Origin of the sequence: Sphingobacterium sp. GVS05A (genome assembly GCF_019969845.1) — a bacterium.
In the GTDB taxonomy this organism is placed as follows: domain Bacteria; phylum Bacteroidota; class Bacteroidia; order Sphingobacteriales; family Sphingobacteriaceae; genus Sphingobacterium.
In genome coordinates this window covers 31,703-50,543 of sequence record NZ_JAHXYR010000004.1, presented here as the reverse complement: position 1 = coordinate 50,543, position 18,841 = coordinate 31,703, and the positions used below count along the sequence as shown (strand labels likewise).

The 18,841-nt window shown below is 38.7% G+C and carries 15 protein-coding genes and 4 tRNA genes; 7 read left to right on the top strand and 12 right to left on the bottom strand.

Going from position 1 to position 18,841, the window contains the following annotated elements:
- From LC454_RS10795 to LC454_RS10785, 3 genes are all read right to left on the bottom strand, one after another.
- Positions 1-1,275 (bottom strand): parallel beta-helix domain-containing protein, encoded by a 1,275-nt coding sequence (locus LC454_RS10795; RefSeq protein ID WP_223582233.1) that lies wholly within the window; start codon positions 1,273-1,275, stop codon positions 1-3.
- Between the two features lie 27 nt (positions 1,276-1,302).
- Positions 1,303-4,056 carry a TonB-dependent receptor plug domain-containing protein gene (locus LC454_RS10790; protein ID WP_223582231.1) on the bottom strand — a complete coding sequence of 918 codons (2,754 nt, stop codon included), beginning with the start codon at positions 4,054-4,056 and terminating at the stop codon, positions 1,303-1,305.
- Between the two features lie 76 nt (positions 4,057-4,132).
- Entirely contained in the window at positions 4,133-4,741 is a 609-nt protein-coding gene (locus tag LC454_RS10785) for a TetR/AcrR family transcriptional regulator (protein ID WP_223582229.1), read from the bottom strand.
- 324 nt (positions 4,742-5,065) lie between these two features.
- Between LC454_RS10785 and LC454_RS10780 the strand changes: the two genes are divergently transcribed.
- Both LC454_RS10780 and LC454_RS10775 read left to right on the top strand, forming a co-directional pair.
- Positions 5,066-5,737, top strand: coding sequence for a DinB family protein (locus tag LC454_RS10780; RefSeq protein WP_223582227.1), 672 nt, complete (start codon positions 5,066-5,068; stop codon positions 5,735-5,737).
- Between the two features lie 4 nt (positions 5,738-5,741).
- A complete protein-coding gene (locus LC454_RS10775) occupies positions 5,742-6,191 on the top strand; it encodes an SRPBCC family protein (RefSeq protein WP_223582225.1) in 450 nt (149 codons plus the stop codon).
- A gap of 85 nt (positions 6,192-6,276) precedes the next feature.
- On the opposite strand, the gene LC454_RS10770 is transcribed toward LC454_RS10775, so the two are convergent.
- From LC454_RS10770 to LC454_RS10755, 4 genes are all read right to left on the bottom strand, one after another.
- Positions 6,277-6,360, bottom strand: a tRNA-Leu gene (locus tag LC454_RS10770).
- 74 nt (positions 6,361-6,434) lie between these two features.
- Positions 6,435-7,313: an exopolyphosphatase gene (locus tag LC454_RS10765; RefSeq protein WP_223582223.1), complete on the bottom strand. Its 879-nt coding sequence runs from the start codon at positions 7,311-7,313 to the stop codon at positions 6,435-6,437.
- A 528-nt stretch (positions 7,314-7,841) separates the two neighbouring features.
- Positions 7,842-8,387, bottom strand: coding sequence for a hypothetical protein (locus LC454_RS10760; RefSeq protein ID WP_223582221.1), 546 nt, complete (start codon positions 8,385-8,387; stop codon positions 7,842-7,844).
- Positions 8,388-8,462: 75 nt separating this feature from the next.
- Positions 8,463-11,039, bottom strand: coding sequence for a phosphoenolpyruvate carboxylase (locus LC454_RS10755; protein ID WP_223582219.1), 2,577 nt, complete (start codon positions 11,037-11,039; stop codon positions 8,463-8,465).
- Between the two features lie 259 nt (positions 11,040-11,298).
- Between LC454_RS10755 and LC454_RS10750 the strand changes: the two genes are divergently transcribed.
- Positions 11,299-13,491 (top strand): FUSC family protein, encoded by a 2,193-nt coding sequence (locus LC454_RS10750; protein WP_223582218.1) that lies wholly within the window; start codon positions 11,299-11,301, stop codon positions 13,489-13,491.
- 31 nt (positions 13,492-13,522) lie between these two features.
- A complete protein-coding gene (locus tag LC454_RS10745; protein WP_223582214.1) occupies positions 13,523-14,509 on the top strand; it encodes a YpdA family putative bacillithiol disulfide reductase in 987 nt (328 codons plus the stop codon).
- Here LC454_RS10745 and LC454_RS10740 read toward each other — a convergent pair.
- Positions 14,506-15,120 carry a TetR/AcrR family transcriptional regulator gene (locus LC454_RS10740; protein WP_223582212.1) on the bottom strand — a complete coding sequence of 205 codons (615 nt, stop codon included), beginning with the start codon at positions 15,118-15,120 and terminating at the stop codon, positions 14,506-14,508. The two genes, LC454_RS10745 and LC454_RS10740, sit on opposite strands and share 4 nt — an antisense overlap.
- Before the next feature lie 104 nt (positions 15,121-15,224).
- On the opposite strand from LC454_RS10740, the gene murB reads away from it, so the two are divergent.
- The 3 genes from murB (at position 15,225) to LC454_RS10725 (ending at position 17,287) form a co-directional block, all read left to right on the top strand.
- On the top strand, positions 15,225-16,241 hold the full coding sequence (murB, locus tag LC454_RS10735; protein WP_223582210.1) for a UDP-N-acetylmuramate dehydrogenase: 1,017 nt from the start codon (positions 15,225-15,227) through the stop codon (positions 16,239-16,241).
- A 258-nt stretch (positions 16,242-16,499) separates the two neighbouring features.
- Positions 16,500-17,009, top strand: a complete 510-nt coding sequence (locus tag LC454_RS10730) for an RNA polymerase sigma factor (RefSeq protein WP_120260597.1) — start codon at positions 16,500-16,502, stop codon at positions 17,007-17,009.
- 32 nt (positions 17,010-17,041) lie between these two features.
- Positions 17,042-17,287 (top strand): cytochrome b5 domain-containing protein, encoded by a 246-nt coding sequence (locus LC454_RS10725; RefSeq protein WP_223582997.1) that lies wholly within the window; start codon positions 17,042-17,044, stop codon positions 17,285-17,287.
- A gap of 7 nt (positions 17,288-17,294) precedes the next feature.
- On the opposite strand, the gene LC454_RS10720 is transcribed toward LC454_RS10725, so the two are convergent.
- The 4 genes from LC454_RS10720 to LC454_RS10705 all read right to left on the bottom strand — a co-directional run bounded on the left by LC454_RS10720 (position 17,295) and on the right by LC454_RS10705 (position 18,633).
- The gene (locus tag LC454_RS10720; protein ID WP_223582208.1) at positions 17,295-18,209 is read right to left on the bottom strand and encodes a PfkB family carbohydrate kinase; all 915 of its coding nucleotides are present in this window, start codon (positions 18,207-18,209) and stop codon (positions 17,295-17,297) included.
- A gap of 57 nt (positions 18,210-18,266) precedes the next feature.
- A tRNA-Asn gene (locus LC454_RS10715) sits at positions 18,267-18,340 on the bottom strand.
- A gap of 94 nt (positions 18,341-18,434) precedes the next feature.
- Positions 18,435-18,508 (bottom strand) — tRNA-Asn (locus tag LC454_RS10710).
- 51 nt (positions 18,509-18,559) lie between these two features.
- Positions 18,560-18,633 (bottom strand) — tRNA-Asn (locus LC454_RS10705).
- Positions 18,634-18,841 lie beyond the last annotated feature (208 nt).

Here is an 18,841-nt window from a genome sequence, read left to right as displayed (position 1 = left end):
TTATTTACATTGAAATGGTTTCACATTACTTGATGGTTTCCATTTATCTGCTTGCCCCGCATGTTTAAAATCTGCCGAAACAAACATATTTTCACCGGGCTGGTCAATACAAATAGAATCTGGATTTAAGGAAGTACCATTGGTCATAATGTTGCTGGTGATTCCATCGTACAGGATCGCAGGAATTCTTTTCACCGAACGATTGGGTTCAACGGCATTCAGCTGTGCTTCAGTAGCAATAATTAACTGGCCAATACGATGTTCATAAGCCGGTTGTGGGAACTTGTCTTCCATCTTTATGGTATTGCCATGGATCTTAATGCGAGTCGGTATTGGCGAGTAATTGGCATTGATACGTTCAGCAGCTTTTTCATCTACAGCAAAACCAGAAGCTATAGTAATCGCCGAAGTATTATTTTTTTCAATCGTATTATCATATATTTCGATATTTGAGGTGGAAAGGATAATAATTCCACTTCCGGGAGAGGCGTTTCCTACCCCCCAAAAAGTTCCAAAACTTCCTCCTTTCGCAAAATTCTTGAAATTGTTATCATAGATCTTGTTACGATAGGCTTTCACATGACCACCTCGCTGCGATAGATCAGGTAGATCGAAAATCAAAAAACCTGCTGTATTGCCATAAAACTCATTGTCATATACCTCTGCATCTGTTGTATTTTCAATTTCACAGCCAGCTACATTTTTGGATGCCTTACAATTTTTCACCACTACGCCCTTGGTCTGCCCTACATAGATACCGGCATCAGAAGCGCCCTCAGCATAGCAATTCTCAATCAAAACATTCTTACAGAGTACAGGATAAATTCCATATCCACCGCTGGTGGAATCAGCCGAACTCCATATACTATGTAGATCTGCAATAATAATGTCCTGACTGTTGTTTATCTTCAATAAATCACCTTTTGAATCCCGGATCGTCATATTTCCGATGGTTAGTCCTTTGACATCAGTGATACGAATCCCCTCGCCTCCCTGTGTCTGCCCCGAAAAATCCACAATTGTTTTATCATGCCCATCGCCGTCGATTTTAATATGATTTACCTGGGCGATACTCAGGTTTTCAAAACGATATTTTCCTGCTTTCAAGTGTATATTGGTACTATCTTTAATCGACAGAAAAGCCTCTTCAATCGCTTCCTCCTGCCCCGGACCAAAAGTCAACACATTATAATCTGTGCCTTGTTGATTCTTACAGCTCCAAAAGACGAGTCCGATGAACACCATTATGAGCCTGTTTTTTACATGTCTTTTCATGATTTATCTTTTTATGATTTATTTTGGTTAAAAAATATTATAGGCATAGGTGACATAGTACACCGCACCAATACGAGGGTTGGCTATACCAGTAGAATAATATTTGTTCGTAATATTCGTACCACCGATACGAATTCCAGAACGCGCTTTAATAAGCTTATAGCTCACCTGTGCATCAATTACAGTTGAGCTAGGCACCTGCCCCGCCGCAAGCCCCCCAGACACAACATAATAATAACCGGGTTTATAACGAAGTGATGTACTAAAAGACCAGACTTGTTTTTTACCAAAACCACTATTTCCAAATTCAAAGTTAAAGTGATAATTAGGTGTATTAAAGTTATTGATCTGGCTATTGTTTTTATTTTTAAGATAGTCCGAGTAATAGTTTGCCTTGGTCATAAAATTCTTGCCCAGATCTACGCTTACACTTGCAGCATAGCCGTATGTATTTACTGTTTCTCCACCATTAAAAGCGACATTATATTGAACATAAGTAGCATGATCCTTAAAAGCGTTGACATCGTCAGTACCCGGTGTATTGGCTACATTGGCATAACCGATAAAATTCTTCCATGTTGAAAAATAGCCAAGGACATCAACCATGACACGCTTACCAAACATCGCTGCGTATCCTAATTCAAAAGCATTGACTGACTGCGGTTTGATATCATCAAACTTAAATTGCTGAAGTACTTTCGGATCATTTGTCGACTGAAATTTTTGTACACTTTCTAATGTATAGGGTGGGTAGCGGTCAAATTGATAGTTATCAATCAATAATAGCGAAGATCCTCCGGATGAAAAACTATTATAACCATTCAATGTATTTTGAAGCGCCTGAATATTAGAAGGAAAACTATATGCATTCTGATAAGAGAAACGTAAATAATTCTGTCTTTGCATATCATAGACCAATGATGCACGTGACGTAAGACGTGGTTGAGCAAATAATGTATTTTTATCATATCGAAAAGAAGTCGCGATATTCAACCGTTCGTCCATGACTCTCTTTGCCATTTGAAGATAAGCACTGTATTCATTGACATGAATCGGTTTATCCTTATCTGGGAAAAGTGTGTTTTTAGAATTGAGACTATACAGGCGCCAATTGACACCGGCGATGACCTGCATAAATTTGATATGATCTGAGAAATTATATTGCGCTTCAGCATTATATAACTTACTGCGGTCAAGAAATAATGTCCCGCCCTCTGAAATTGGTGTATTGCTAATGCTATCTTTAAGTCTATTGAATAATGCGCTACCAAGTTCCGCTCGGCCCTGATCGGCTAAAGTACGTCCTTGGAGATGAGCATCTGTAAGCGATGTTCCAGTAGCAAGTGCATTAAGAAAACCAGCCGTATACTCCGGATACCAGCCCCCTACATTACCATCGTAACTTGTTTTCCAGGACTCATTGATGTATTGGGACGTCGGTCCCGCTACGAGTGTTTTACCTGAATTTTCCTGAGTCGTATAAGCCCGGACAAACCATTTATCACTTCGTACCTCCAAACGATATTGGCCCACTTTAAATCCTTTTAACTGATAACGGGTATCATTCGTGTACACGATGTTTCCAGTGCCAAAAGTTGCCGAAGCAATGGCTTCGATATCCGGTGAAATCTTATAACGAAATTCACCATTTACTTTAAAAAGCTTGGCTCTATTATCGAGATATCCATACTCAGCATAGCCTGTCCGGGAAACATAGTTTGAATGAGCAAGCAGGGGTTCAACAATTGGCGCCAAATCTGGATTTCCAGCAAGTGCAGCTTCCAGGAAAGGGTTGATATCGACCGAAGTTGCCCCGCCGTACATATTGACACCATTATAATTGGGATCCGTTAGCGCTGTACCCAAACCATTTTTATTCGTCTCATCATTGGCCACCCAATCTTTTGCCTGGGTATATTGACCATTGACCTTAAAAGCAATCTTATTGCTCAGTTGTTTAGCATAGCGAATTGTCCAATCATAATAGGGCGATGCGGGAACAGGATCATTATTCTTTTTAGCGTTTATATGATTGACACCCTGAGTCACCAATACACTTAATCCCTGATATTTGAACGGATTTTTACCTGTCGCGATCATGGTTCCATTGAGTCCTCGTGAGCCATATAAGGCAGAAGAAGCGCCTGATAGAAGCTCAATATTATCGACATCAAGTTGGGTCAAACCAATAACTGAGCCCAGCGGAAAATTCAATCCAGGGGCCTGATTGTCCATACCATCAACAATCTGTGTAAAATTTGTATTCCCGCTTGTATTGAATCCACGTGTCGTTACACTGGTGAAACCGATACTGGACACAGTAACATCGACTCCTCGCAGGCCCTGAAGCATGTCCATATAACTTATTTGAGCAGAATTACGGATATCTTTGTTACTGATCTGCTCGATGGTCACAGGGGAAGACAATTTGGTCTGAACTGTTCGACTAGCGGACACAACCACCTCCTGCCCCAGTATCGGCGTAACATTAAGCGGAATTTCTAACGGAGAGGCTGTGCTCTCGACAAGAACCTCGCGGGGTTCAAATCCGATCGCTGAAATAGAAAGGATTAGGGGCAAAGGCCGATTCGTTTTCAATTGAAAACGACCTCGATCATCCGAAAAGGTACCTTCTTTACTGTCTTTTATACGTATGGAGATTGCATAGGCGGCCTCCCCGGTCAGGCTATTACTAACGCGCCCGTTTATCGTCTGTTGCGCAAACAAAGAAAATGGAGCGCAGATACAGAGAATCTGGATTAATAAGGTAATTTTTTTCATAGTTTATATTGGTTAGCGTATAATATTCGCTTCAATGCCTCACTTTACCCCATCCATGATTCCCTGAGACAGGTTATCATCCTTGCTTTCTGATCCCCTTGAAAATCAAGGAAACCAAAAATTTAGTATCCCGAAGACTTTGCGCATAGTCGATCTCGACTTGCTTCTTTAGGATCGCTTGTTGCTCTGTACTATGTTTTAATGCATTCGCAAAATTGATTAGTACAGAAGCAGTATTTTCTGGATCTTCCATATCCAGATGCTCCTGAGCGATGGCCTGCACCAAAAGCTTTGTCAGAAAATCCTTTTCCTGCACCATCATCGCATCATATAGTTCAAAAAAACGAGGTAAAATCTTGTCAAGCGATTCTACCGACACCCTATTCATATTGAGCACATTCGTATAATAGTTCAATCGCGATTCTAAATAGAACCCGATCTGATTCTCCACGCCTTTTTTCTTTAAGGTACTCTGTTGCAATGTATTTATAAAAGACTCACCCTCGCGGATCGCAACTTCTATAAAAATATCTTCCTTGTTCTTATAATAATAGTAAAGCGAAGTTTTGTTCAATCCTACGGCTTTCGCAATATCGTCCAATGTCGTCTTCTCTAAACCATATCGCTCAAAACACTCCATTGCGGCCTGACCAATCCGCTCCTTTACCTGTTCCTTTTTGTTCATCTGAATTAAAGTTAGTTATATATTTTCAATTTTCAAACATTTTAATAAAATGTTTGAAAATTGAAAATATATAAAATGAATACTGTTATTTAGCAATCTCAGCAAGCAAGTTGATATTCAATGCATATACCAACCAGCATATTCCTGCTACAGGTTAAATTTAACATTTCGCAGGTAGTTTTAGCTTCGCTATTTCAAAAAACGTAATTTTTAATTACACGCTGCTCAAGATGTTATTTTCTTGCCTTATGAAAAGAATAAAAAAACAAAAATGCATTATAATTGTAATGAGAAAGTGACATTTAACGATTTAAAAAAATAAATATGAACCAGATTATGAACATGATAGCGATTGCGGGCCTCAGCGCAGTACTCCTTTCGTCAACCCCAGTACCTCAGCAAAGTGTAGGTCATAACAACTTCACCGAAGTAATCGAGCAAGCCTCACTTACAAAAGGAGTAGAAGGTACAGATTCCCTATTGCAATACTTCGATCAGACAACCAAAGAACTCGAAAAACAAGTCTCAGGTCTTAGTGAAGCTCAGCTGCAATTTAAGGCAGCTCCAGACAAATGGTCAATCAGCCAATGCCTGGAACATATTATACTCTCTGAACGCATGATATTTGACATGGCAAAAGCATCTTTGACAAAAGCTCCCCAGCCAGAAAGAAAAAGTGAGGTTCAAATGACTGACGACAATCTAAAAACGACGATTACTGATCGAAGTCATAAGTTTCAGGCCCCCAAAGAACTTCAACCGACCGGTATATACAAAGACTCAAAAACAGCTTTAGCTGATTTTCGGGCCGCAAGACAACCTGTCATTGATTACATAAAAAAGGCAGATGCAAAAGATCTCCGCAACCATATCAACGATTATCCGACAGGCGTCGTTGATGGCTACCAAGGCCTGATGTTTATTGCGGCACATTGTGCACGACATACCAAACAGATTGAAGAAGTAAAAGCAGACCCTAACTTTCCAAAACAATAAGAACATGAAAAAAATGAATTATCAGATCACGATCGACTCCCCTGTCGATCATGTGTTTAAGACAATGCTTGATAAGGAAACGTATAAAAAGTGGACAGCTGCCTTTAACCCAACTTCTGACTTTGAAGGTAGCTGGGAAAAGGGTGCCAAGATTTATTTTACAGGCATTAATAAAGATGGTGAAAAAGAAGGTATGGTTGCAGAGATAGCCGAAAATATTCCAAATAAATACATATCCATTCGTCATTACGGTATATTGGACAAAGGCAAAGAGATTACCGAAGGACCAGCTGTCGAAGGCTGGGCCGGCTCATTGGAGAATTATACTTTTACGGATCTTGATGGCAAAACATTATTGAAGGTCGACGTGGACACCAATGAAGAATATATTGAATATTTTGATGAATCGTGGCCAAAAGCTTTACAGATTCTCAAAGAAATCAGTGAAGAATAAGATTTTAAGAGTTTATTTATTCATACACAAAGAGCATATAGCCAAAAAAGCCAAATCTTAAAATTAAGATTTGGCTTTTTTAAAGTGCCCAGGAGCAGATTCGAACTGCCACGCCCATACAAGCGCCACCCCCTCAAGATGGTGCGTCTACCAATTTCGCCACCTGGGCTCATATTCGCCTTTGGTATCACAAAAATAAAGATTTTTCCTTCTTTTGCAAGTCGAAAAATGCTTTTTAATGCTTTATTTCACTAAATTCCTATTGATCAAGGTTCTAATTACACCATCGACCAATCCTACACGGGGAACGATGATTTGTTTTAGACGACCGTACTTCATAATCGTCAGAAAAATCTCACTTGCAGGGATAATTACATCTGCTCTATCTTCATTGAGACCCAGTAAAATAATACGTTCCTTTAGAGAAAAAGACGATAAATGTTCATACACCGCTTTCAATTTTGCGTAAGACAGAGGCTTATCTAATTTCTCATTGGACAACCGGGCCAATTTATTGATGTTACCACCAGTTCCTATCCCAATGACCTGTTTATACATATGTGTGTTGCTTCGGACCCATTCTTTGAGCTCATCCCAGGTCTCTGCTTTGTCCTGATTATCCAAAATACGTATCGTGCCCAAGTTAAAGGATCTCGAATTCACCAGAATACCATTCGCAAATAAAGACAATTCGGTACTACCGCCACCTACATCGATATAAAGATAGACCTTGTCTTTTTCCATCTTATTATCCCAATGGCTGTTGTAGATAATTTCAGCTTCCTTCGCCCCTTCTATAATATCTATATTGATCCCGTTTTTCTTAACTTCCGCAACAATATCAGCACCATTTTTTGCATCACGCATCGCAGACGTCGCACAAGCCATATAGTCTTCCACATGATAAACATCCATCAATTCGCGAAATGCCTTCATCGTTTTTATCAAGCTCTCCGCCTTTCTGGGAGAAATTTCCTGTTGAATAAATGCATCATCGCCCAGGCGCAAAGGAACCCGTAAAAGCGTATTTTTTTTAAAATTGTATTGATCCTTTTGGCCAATGATATCAGCGATCAAAAGACGGACCGCATTGGAGCCTATGTCTATAGCAGCGTATCTCACGTTATATTGTTTCTTATCTATTATTTGATTAAATCATGCTAAAATAACCACAGTTATTAATAACTGTATTATAGTAATGTTAAGTTATTATTAATTTAACAACTCAACAAATTATTTCTCTTTTTGACTCCCCTATTTTTATGAAAAACCGCATCTATTTCATCCCAAAAATAAAACCTATTTCGAATTACAGCGTTTAAAATGACATTCAGAAATACTTTTAAAATGCTAAAAACCTAGCTGTATGATATTATCCTCTCCTCATCTGTCTTATTTACTACTGTTACAGACCATTCAATTACCTATAAAGAATGACAAGGAAACAACAGTATAAATCATTCATGCTTTCACAGGCTCCGACAGCTATGAAAATAGACTGAAGGTGCTTTCTGGTCTATAAACGGAGTGTGGCAAGCGCCTTGATAGCTCAAAGAAAAGAATACGAATCAATAAAAACAGCCATTTTCAGAAAAAAAAAGGAATATTCAGCTAACCGAATATTCCCTTTCTTCCTATATAAGTTGTTTTTTAGTGATGAGCGTGGCCTTCCACTTTTCCACCAGCCAATTTATAGATTTCTTCAACTTTTTTCAAAGATTCCTCAGAAACATGAATAACACTATGATTGGTATTCAATTCTTCACGAGTCAACCTGCTATTGATCTCACCTTGTTTTTCAAGAACCAATGCTAAAAACGCTTTATCATTGAAAGCAGCAGTGCTATCCGATCCAACTGAAGCTGGAGTTTGAAACGCAGGTACACCGCGTTGTGCATCGCCGACATGTAACTCTTTTGCCAAACCATCCAACTCAGGCAATACAGTCGCATAAGCTTCTTTAATTTTAGCCGCCACATTCTTAACTTCTGTTGAAGTTGATTGTTTTGCCGCTACATCAGCAAGGTTTACTAAATAGTTACCTTCCTCACCAACGAATTTAATCATTGTAAAAGCATCACCATCTGCTAAAGATGCATTGGCATATTGACGCTGTCTATTTGCAGCTGTTTCACCACAAGACGCAAATACAGTACTCGCACAAGCAGCTACAATAAATAACTTATTAATCTTCATATCAATTTTGTTAACTATACAAAAGTAGATAAAATATACTTTCTGCGAAACCTAATCCGCGAAAAGAAACAAAAATTAAGCAACATTCCTTCCTGCATTGATGACACCGAATATTGTCCGTGCGATCAACTTTGAATAATCCTCCCGTTGTGCCTCATCCAGTTTATCGGAATTGAGGGCACGAATTGCATAATGTTGGATCACCAACAAAGGCAATACGATGCCTTCTCGCGCCAAAATTGACTCACGGTCTACCGGGTAGTTCTCCATCAATTTAGATGTCCCACTGAGTTTTAACAAATACTCTTTGGTAATCTGGTATTCCGCATGAAGATTTTTCCAGAATTCACCATACACCTTATCGTCCTTCATGTAAGCTGTGATATCAAAATTAGATTTGGTCATGGACATCATACAATTGTCGATCAAGGTCTGGAAGAATCCCGAAGAAACATACAATTGTTGTACATCTTTCCATAGATTATTCTTCTCGGCCCACTGTAATGCTGTCCCAACCCCGTAAAACCCAGGGATATTTTGCTTTAATTGACTCCAGGAAGTAACGAAACTGATCGCACGTAGATCTTCGAGGCGTAATTCCCGTCCTGAATTCCTTTTTACAGGTCGGCTTGATATATTGATGGATGAAAGTGCTTTCAACGGAGACATCGTTTCCAGATAAGGCAGGAATAACTTATTGGTACGAAGATCCATAAATTTATGATGGCTCAGTTCAGCCAATTTATCAATAATTTCCTGCTGATGTTTGGTCAGCGTGTCCCCTACCCGTTGTTTTAAATCAGAGATAATACCCGCATGTAGGAGCTGCTCTATATTAAATCGAGCCGTATCCAACGAGCCGTATTGGCTACTGATAGTCTGTCCCTGTATCGTTAATTGAATATGATCATTGGCAATCTCTTTACCCATGGAAGCATAAAAACGTTGTGTTTTACCTCCTCCACGCGCTGGGGGACCACCACGGCCGTCAAAAAAGACAAGATCAACATCGTATTCGCGCGAGATGGCCGTCAACTCTATTTTAGCTCTGTAGATTGACCAGTTTGCCATCAGATAACCTCCATCTTTTGTACTATCCGAATAGCCCAGCATAATGGTCTGCTTGTTTCCTCTACGTTTCAGATGCGCCTTATATTCTTTATTGCTATATAGCGTTTTCATGACATCAGCAGCTCTGGTCAGATCATCCACTGTTTCAAATAGAGGTACGAAATCTATTGTTAATGCATCTTTCTTCCAGCCAGACCACAAAAACAACTGACGCAATCCAAGGATATCACTTGCTTGCTGACAATTACTAATGATAAAACGCTGTGCAGCACGCTCAGAACCCGACCGTTGGATTTCCTTGAGCAATTTAATCACACCTGAAGTATCTTTTGTCAATGGATCCGCATCATCACCGACACTTAAATCCAGTTCCTTAAACTTCAACGCTTTTTGTTTATCCGCTTCATTCAGTTCCAAATAATTTAATGGAACGCCAGTGGCCTCCTGATTTTGTTGAATCAAATAATTTGTTGCTTCACGTAGAATACGGCTATCCTGTCTAATATCTAAAGTCGTGAAAAAACAACCGAATGTCATTACCTTACGAAGCAAATCATCGACAATCTCAACAAAGAGACCATTGTGATATTCTTCCAGTACGTTTTTGATCGCTTTTAAATTCGTAATGATATTGTCCGTTTCATCTTCCGGATGTTCGACAGGGTTAAAGCTATTTTCGTAAAACAGGGTCTGCAAGTTCTCCATATATTCCTCGACTCCCCTGAATGTGATACGACGTCTTACAATACGGAAATCGCGGTAATAACATCTAAACAAAATCGTACGCAATAAAGCGGCTACTTTTTTGGTACTTTCAACGCTTACATTCGGATTTCCATCACGATCTCCTCCTGGCCAAAACCCCAATTCGATAAGCTGTTTTACCTCTTCAGTATCAACATCCAATTCATCATCAATAAAAGACTGGATCTCCGAAGCTACCTTATAAAATACATTCTCCAAAAACCAAGCTAAACTCGCAGCCTCATCTACGGGTGTAGGCTTATTTTTATTGATGAATGGTGTTTTACCCAATTGCTGTAACAATAAATGTATACTATGGATATCATTGGTCTTTATCGCATCGATCAGATCATTGATTATCCCCAATACCGGTCCTGGATAAAATTGAGTGGGGTGAGCAGTAAGTACTAGACGAACGGAGAAATCTTTTAATTTGGAAACGATTTTTCGTCGCATGTCACCATTCCCCTCAGCATTCTTGATCAACGCTCCCAAGACATTTTCATCATCACCACGGCCGACCATTTGAAATGACGAATCCTCTATCGCATCAAATAATACGACCTGACGTTCTATATATTGGACAAAACGAAAAAGTAAGTCAATACGTTGTTCTTCCGAAGAAAATTCTTCATGCTGATCAAAAAAACTCTTTATAATCTCATCTGGAGTCAAATGTTGGTCAACACCCTTCTCGCACTGCTTTGCAAAAAATGGCAATAAAGTACCTGTATCTTTAACACGTTGAAATGGTAATGTTAAAAACAAACTTTTGAAAAGTTCAAAGCGTGTCAATACCTCGTCCTGAAAGACGGCCTCATTTTTACTTTGCTTCATATTTAAATCTTTGAAAAATGGTCAAGAGAGTTTAGGTGACTCTTGAGTTTTTGTAATATATCTGAAATTACCCTATGTGCCAAATATAGCAATATTATATTTAAACAAATAAAAAAATATAAATTAATCAAAAAAAACATCAAAATATTATAAAGATATTAATGAAATTTAGTAATTTTTCGTTTTTAGTATATTATTACAGCAAACAGAGAAACCACAGGCTAATATAGCCTTATCTCGTATATTTGTGCTATACATTATGAAACAGACACAAGAAATAAAAAGTTTTTTCTACAGTCAATATTTTGCGGATGGACTCCGGATCACCATCGGGTGCATTGTGCCTGTCCTCATCTTTGCTACCATCGGACAGTTTACCAATGGAACCATCGTATCTTTAGGTGCTCTTTTAGTTGGACTTTCCGACACGCCAGGGGCTCCGAGTCATAGACGCAAAGGTATGATTGCAGGAGCAATACTGACCACATTGACATTTATTCTCACCAATCTTGTCAATCAAAATGTATATCTCCTCGCTATTTTTATCGGAATAGCCTGTTTTATATTTGCAATGTTTGCGGTATTCAATGGTCGGGCAGCCAATGTAGGCTTGATGTGTATACTGATGATGCTGATTCACGTACAAATACACTACCCACTTGACCAAGCCATTAACTACCTCGGGTTCTACACACTTGGCGGGCTTTGGTATATTGCAATCAGTCTCTCCATCACACAAGTACGTCCCTATCGATTAGCCGAACAGGAACTCGCAGAAACCATTCGTTATGTGGCAGACTACATTCGGCTAAAAGCCAATTTTTACGATGCCAAAATCGACAACGATAAAAATTACCTGAAACTGATTGACAAACAAGTTGAAGTAAATCAGCATCAGGAAAACGTCAGAGATCTGCTGTTTCAAAGTAAAAGATCCATTAAGGATACAACAAAAGTAGGCCGCTACCTTACACTGATCTTTAATGATATTGTTGATCTGTTTGAACAAAGTATGGCTGCGCACTATGACTACAACACGATTAGCGAGCGCTTTGGCCCGACGGGCATTCTAGATGATTTCAAGAATGTTATTTTAAAATATACAAACGAGCTCGATAATTTAGCCTACCAGCTCAACACGAATATCCAACCCAAACCACTGTATGATTTCGATGGCGACCTCACACGTCTTCATGCTAAGATTGATCAGCTCGACAAAGAAAATCAATACAGTACCTTTGCCCTCCGTAAAGTTCTGATCAATTTACGTGACCTGGTCCGTCGTATAAAAAACATCTATGGCTATTCACACCTGCAACCCGACGACATCAAAAGGAAAGAAATTGATGACGCCAAACGTTTCGTCCAAAGCTCAGCCATTGACCTAAAGAAATTTCGTGAAAACCTTACCTTAAAATCGACAATCTTTAGACATGCTTGTCGTATGGCAATCGTTATGTCAGTCACTTACTACGTTTTTGAGACAACCAATATCACCAATAATGTCTATTGGATATTACTGACAATCATGGTTATCCTGAAACCTGGCTTTGGTCTTACAAAAGAACGAAATATACAACGTCTTATCGGAACCACCATCGGTGGGCTAATAGGCGCCGTCATCCTATTGACGATACATGATCCAACGATACTATTCGTGCTGCTGGTCTTTTTCTTCCTGACAGCCTATAGCTTATTTAGAGTCAATTATGTGGTCGCTGTCCTATTTATGACACCTTATGTATTAATCATGCTCAGCTTTGTAAGTTCCAACACCTTGGAAGTAACCAAAGAACGCATTTTGGACACCTTCATCGGAGGTATGATTGCTTTCCTCTCCAGCTATATTATTTTTCCGAATTGGGAGAGTATGCAGGTAAAGGAATCTATGCGGAAGCTTTTGATCGCCAATTACAATTATATCTTTCAGGCATTAAAAGAAATTGCAGGCCAGGCCCCATCGATTACTGACTATAAATTAGCAAGAAAAGCCGTTTATGTCGAAACCGCGAATATGGGATCTACCTTTCAACGTATGCTGACTGAACCTAAAAAAAGACAGAAATACAGCAAGGAGGTCAATAAATTTGTCATATTCAATCATATTCTAGCATCGTTTTCTGTTACGCTGATGAATCACCTAGATGAAATGGATAACAATTACCTTAACAAAGACCATGTCAGGACTATAAGAAAAATATTAAACAGCTTGGATCAATCTATTCAATTACTGTATTCACAAGATTCCACTACAGTATTTTCACCTATGGAAATAGAGATATCCAATCATCGTTTTGACAACAGCGACGTCAATTCTGCAGATGGGAAGCTCCTGGAAGAGCAATTAGAGTTCTTGTATAAAATTGCACAGGACTTAAATAAGATTGTTCAGGATCTCCATGACAAAAGCGCTGCCGAACAAGCAGCAGAATTATCTAAGTTAGCAAGCTAGTTTATTCTAAAAATTAGCGAAATTTACATTTATGAGCGAAAACACAACAGCCCCCTATGACGTCATTATCGTTGGAGGAGGACCTATCGGCCTCGCCTGTGCCTTGGAAGCAAAACAGGCTAATCTCAACTATCTCATTTTGGAAAAAGGATGTTTAGTCAATTCGCTCTATAACTATCCTCAAAATATGACCTTTTTTTCTTCCTCGGAACGACTGGAGATTGGGGATATCCCTTTTGTGACAACCAATCCAAAGCCCCGAAGAACGGAAGCCTTAGAATATTACAGACGTATTCAACAGAAATTTGAATTGGATACCCACCTGTTTGAAGAAGTGCTGGATATCAAGAAAAATGAGTCCGAAAACTTTTATGTCACAACAAGCAAACGTAGTTACACAACAAGAAAAGTTATCATTGCCACTGGCTTTTATGACATCCCCATGCTACTCAATATTCCTGGGGAAGAACTTAACAAGGTGAGACACTACTACGATGATCCCCATTATTATAGTGGTCAAAAGGTGATTGTCGTAGGAGCGAGCAATTCATCGATAGATGCTGCCTTGGAAACATTTCGTAAAGGAGCAAAGGTAACCTTAGTCATCCGCAGTAATGAAATCAGCCCAAGGGTCAAGTATTGGGTCAAACCGGACATTGAGAATAGAATTGCCGCTGGGGAAATCGATGTCCTTTACAACAGTGAATTAACAGCAATTACCGAAACGAGCGCCACCATTCAAACATCGACAGGCATCATTGAGATCGAAAATGATTTTGTACTCGCCCTGACAGGATATCGCCCGAATTTTGATTTCTTAAGGAAGGTAGGAATTGATATCCCAAACCATACCCCTTGTATCCCTCATCACAACGAACAGACGATGGAAACCAATATTAAAGGAATGTATTTAGCAGGAGTCGTCTGTGGAGGATTAAATACCCATCTTTGGTTCATTGAAAATTCACGTATCCACGCTAAGCAGATTATCGAACATATAAAGTCAATATCGATTTAACTACGTTGATAGCGCAATCCATTCAAGAAGATTTTCATCATTTTCTTTTGTAAACTGAGAATATGATCAAATTCTTCTTTGGTTGGAAACAGCATATTTTTCATATCTTTCAATATCCCCATACGCATACCAAATAACGAATATAATAAGATACGGGCAGTCTCATTCAGATCATCTACGCTGATCTCCCCCGCATCTATACCAATCTTAAGAATTTTTTCAATGATTTCAACCTCACGTAGATAAGATTCTTTGAATACCTGCTCCAATTCATCCGGAAGCTCCTTGACCATTTTCATGGTATATTCGAATAAATTGTAATATTGATTGATCGCTTTAACGCGCATATCAATAGAGTACATCATGATTTCCTCAAAGTTGCCACCTTTATCGATGACCTCCTCGATCTCTTCAATCATTTTATCAATAACATACTCAAAAACAGCAGAATACAAACTGTTTTTATCAGGGAAATAATAATAAAGCAGCGCTTTTGAAAAATTAAGATCTTTAGCTATCTCCGACATCGTGGTTTTAGCCATTCCGAAGTGTGCAAAGCGCCTTGTTGCAGCTTCTAGAATTTTGATCCTTTTTACATCTGCATTACCCATTAAACTTATATTTTTTATCGTTAAATAAACGGTTTATACTATCTTTACCGATTATCATGCTAAAGATAGCTGATTTTTTTGAATTTCTGAAAATTAAAGTCAATATGGAATTAAACATTCAATCGAATATATCTTTGAAACCTTTCAATACATTTGGAATAGAGGAAAAGACAAATTTCTTAATCGAAGTGAATGATAATGAAACACTGACCGAAATTTTTAAAAAAGGAATTTTCAAAGAAAACTTTTTTGTTCTTGGTGCTGGTAGCAATGTCTTGTTCACTAAACCCTTTGAAGGATACATTATCCGAATGGCTAGCAAGGGTATACAGTCAAAAATCGAATCGGATCACGTCTATGTTACAGCAAAAGCTGGAGAGATTTGGAATGACTTTGTTTGGTATTGTATCGAGCATAATTACGCTGGAATAGAGAATATGGCCCTTATTCCGGGTACCGTCGGCGCATCCCCGGTACAGAATATTGGTGCCTATGGCACTGAATTAATGTATGTTTTTCACGAGTGTGAAGCCTTTGACACCACACTGGGTACATTTAAAACATTCAAAAAAGAAGACTGCAATTTCTCCTATCGAGACAGTATTTTTAAGACTGAACACAAAGGACGTTTTATTATTACAGAAGTAACCTACAAACTTAGTCTTACCCCTAAAATTAATACAAGCTATGGTGCTATCGAAACAGAGCTAATTAAAGAAAATATAGCCCAGCCCACTATTGCCGATATTGCTACTGTTGTATCAAAAATTAGAGTAGAAAAATTACCGGATCCAAGTACCGTTGGCAACGCAGGAAGCTTTTTTAAAAACCCGGTGATCTCCGCAGACACCTTTGAACGATTAACTGCTTTGTACCCAACAATCCCACATTATGCAATGCCCGATCAGCAAACAAAACTAGCAGCTGGTTGGTTAATAGAACAGTGTGGTTGGAAAGGAAAAGAATATGGTCAAGCTGGTGTCTGGAAAAATCAAGCGCTTGTACTAATAAATAGACAAAACGCTAGTGGTCAGGAAATATATGACCTTTCTGTCCAGATTATTAAAGATGTACAGGACAAATTTGGAATTATACTCGAACGCGAAGTTAATTTATTGTAAAGATTCAAAAAAAAATCTGCACATATTTGAAACTCAAAACAAAATAATATAGCCCCACTTCGCCTTAACATCATTTAAAACTAACCCTATTTACTCAGGGTTAAAACACGCACACGATTGCACTTCTTAAAATAATCTTAAAATTACATTAAGAAATCCATTCCTTTCGATTTTGGCGCATTATTTGCCTCATACTTAATGAACCGCATTTTATAAACTTACTGTTTCTTAAAAAGAACAGTTATAATTCATTAAGCTATGACAAAGAATGAATTTGACACCATGGTTATTGAGCAATCGGACTCATTAAAACTCTACGCCAGAAACTTTACCAGCGACTATGAGGATGCTAACGACCTCGTGCAGGATACTATCCTTAAAGCTGTAACCTATTTCAAAAATTTCAAAGAAGGGACTAACCTAAAAGGATGGCTTTATACCATCATGAAAAATACGTTTATAAACAACTATAGGCGGATCGTAAAAACCAATTCCTTTATAACAAAAGATGAAGACATCTCCAATTCCAACCTATTGATATCCGCTTCAAGCAACCAGGGAGAAAGTAAGTTCGTGATGGAAGATATTCACGAAGCACTATCCAATCTTTCAGAAGAATACTACATCCCCTTTTCACTCTATTTTGAAGGATTTAAATACCATGAGATATCGGAGCATTTAAACATCCCTATTGGAACTGTAAAGACGAGGATACATGTTGCCCGGAAATTAATGAAACGATCACTATCAGCTTATAAAGTAGCTTAGTTTTTTCTATATTCGCCTTCTGATAGATCGTGATGACAAAAGAAGGATTACCCGAATATAGCAAGAGTCAGCTCGCATTGCGAAATGGTCAGGATAAGCCCCAGATCTGGGTTGCTTACAACGGCTATATTTATAATGTGAGTGACAGTAGACTTTGGAAAAATGGCATGCACTATGAGCATTGGGCGGGCCAAGATCTAACTGAGGAGCTTAAAGACGCTCCTCATTCAGACAGTGTATTTTCAAAATTTCAGGTTGTCGGAATCCTGAAGAGTTAATAAAAATCTATAGATTAAATTGAGACAGTGCTACAAAAGCATTGAGACGCTTCTGTATATCTTCCTCGGTAAGCCCCACGAGACGATCTGTACCAAACTTTTCTACGCAAAAAGAAGCCAGTGCGGATCCAAAGATCAGTGCATTCTTCATATTGGTAAAATTTATGCTCTTTACTTTGGCTAAATAACCAATAAATCCACCGGCAAATGAGTCTCCTGCACCTGTCGGATCAAATACATCCGCTAAAGGCAAAGCTGGAGCAGAAAAAATCTGATTCTCGCCAAAAAGCAATGCGCCATGCTCACCTTTTTTTATAATCAAATATTTTGGTCCCATAGCCAAAATAACTTTTGCAGCTTTAACCAATGAATATTCACCGGATAGTTGTCTAGCCTCGGCATCATTGATCGTCAAGACATCCACCTTTTGGAGAACTTTCTTTAAATCATCCAGAGCAACATTCATCCAATAATTCATCGTGTCCAGCACAACGAGTTTTGGTTTCCTTTTCAGGCGGGCCAAGGTTGTTAACTGTACTTGTGGAGTTAGATTGCCTAACAAAAGATATTCACAATCTTGATAGCTATCAGGAATAATTGGGTCAAAATCCGCCAATACATTTAAGTCCGTTGCTAGCGTATCCCGACTATTCATATCATTGTGATATCTTCCAGACCACGAAAACGTTTGCCCCCCCGGAACAATCTGAACACCCGACACATCGATGCCACGATCCTTTATAACAGCAAGATTACTGCTTCCAAAATCTTCTCCAATAACACTGACCAATTTGATTTGATCACATAAATAGGACGCCGCTAAACTCGCAAAAGTACCGGCACCACCTAGAATTTTGTCAGTTTTACCGAACGGTGTTTCAATTGTATCAAAAGCCACCGTACCAATAATTACTAAACTCATAGTTTTTTAATAAGCATGGTAAACAAAAAAACCGGCATAAAGCCGGTTTCAATATTGCTCCTGAAGCTGGGCTCGAACCAGCGACCCTCTGATTAACAGTCAGATGCTCTAACCTGCTGAGCTATTCAGGAATTTTTAACCTTCCGAGAAACTCCTTTCTCATTGAATGCACAAAAATAGTACATTTTTATATTATTCGCAAATAATTTTGTCATTTGCTTGTTGCTCCTGAAGCTGGGCTCGAACCAGCGACCCTCTGATTAACAGTCAGATGCTCTAACCGGCTGAGCTATTCAGGAATGAAAAATTGAATACTTTTAAAAACTCCGGTTATGTAAGTTATTAAATTGCTCCTGAAGCTGGGCTCGAACCAGCGACCCTCTGATTAACAGTCAGATGCTCTAACCTGCTGAGCTATTCAGGAATGTTTTCTTCAATTTTTCCGGAGACCCTATCGCGTTTCCGTGATGCAAGTATCGGAAGATTATTAGAATACTACAAATTTTTTGAACACATTTTTTACAACTTCCTAAAATCCAACTAGAATAATTTATTTTTTCTTTTATCCTATCCTCGCTAAAAACCTTCTTTAAGCAACGCTAACAGCATAATTCTTCTTTTACTTAAGTACT

Excerpts from the sequence above, each read along its gene's own strand:
- LC454_RS10795 (WP_223582233.1), bottom strand. The coding sequence starts at position 1,275 with ATGAAAAGACATGTAAAAAACAGGCTCATAATGGTGTTCATCGGACTC.
- LC454_RS10790 (WP_223582231.1), bottom strand. The coding sequence starts at position 4,056 with ATGAAAAAAATTACCTTATTAATCCAGATTCTCTGTATCTGCGCTCCA.
- LC454_RS10785 (WP_223582229.1), bottom strand. The coding sequence starts at position 4,741 with ATGAACAAAAAGGAACAGGTAAAGGAGCGGATTGGTCAGGCCGCAATG.
- LC454_RS10780 (WP_223582227.1), top strand. The coding sequence starts at position 5,066 with ATGAACCAGATTATGAACATGATAGCGATTGCGGGCCTCAGCGCAGTA.
- LC454_RS10775 (WP_223582225.1), top strand. The coding sequence starts at position 5,742 with ATGAAAAAAATGAATTATCAGATCACGATCGACTCCCCTGTCGATCAT.
- LC454_RS10760 (WP_223582221.1), bottom strand. The coding sequence starts at position 8,387 with ATGAAGATTAATAAGTTATTTATTGTAGCTGCTTGTGCGAGTACTGTA.
- LC454_RS10755 (WP_223582219.1), bottom strand. The coding sequence starts at position 11,039 with ATGAAGCAAAGTAAAAATGAGGCCGTCTTTCAGGACGAGGTATTGACA.
- LC454_RS10750 (WP_223582218.1), top strand. The coding sequence starts at position 11,299 with ATGAAACAGACACAAGAAATAAAAAGTTTTTTCTACAGTCAATATTTT.
- LC454_RS10745 (WP_223582214.1), top strand. The coding sequence starts at position 13,523 with ATGAGCGAAAACACAACAGCCCCCTATGACGTCATTATCGTTGGAGGA.
- LC454_RS10740 (WP_223582212.1), bottom strand. The coding sequence starts at position 15,120 with ATGGGTAATGCAGATGTAAAAAGGATCAAAATTCTAGAAGCTGCAACA.
- murB (WP_223582210.1), top strand. The coding sequence starts at position 15,225 with ATGGAATTAAACATTCAATCGAATATATCTTTGAAACCTTTCAATACA.
- LC454_RS10730 (WP_120260597.1), top strand. The coding sequence starts at position 16,500 with ATGACAAAGAATGAATTTGACACCATGGTTATTGAGCAATCGGACTCA.
- LC454_RS10725 (WP_223582997.1), top strand. The coding sequence starts at position 17,042 with ATGACAAAAGAAGGATTACCCGAATATAGCAAGAGTCAGCTCGCATTG.
- LC454_RS10720 (WP_223582208.1), bottom strand. The coding sequence starts at position 18,209 with ATGAGTTTAGTAATTATTGGTACGGTGGCTTTTGATACAATTGAAACA.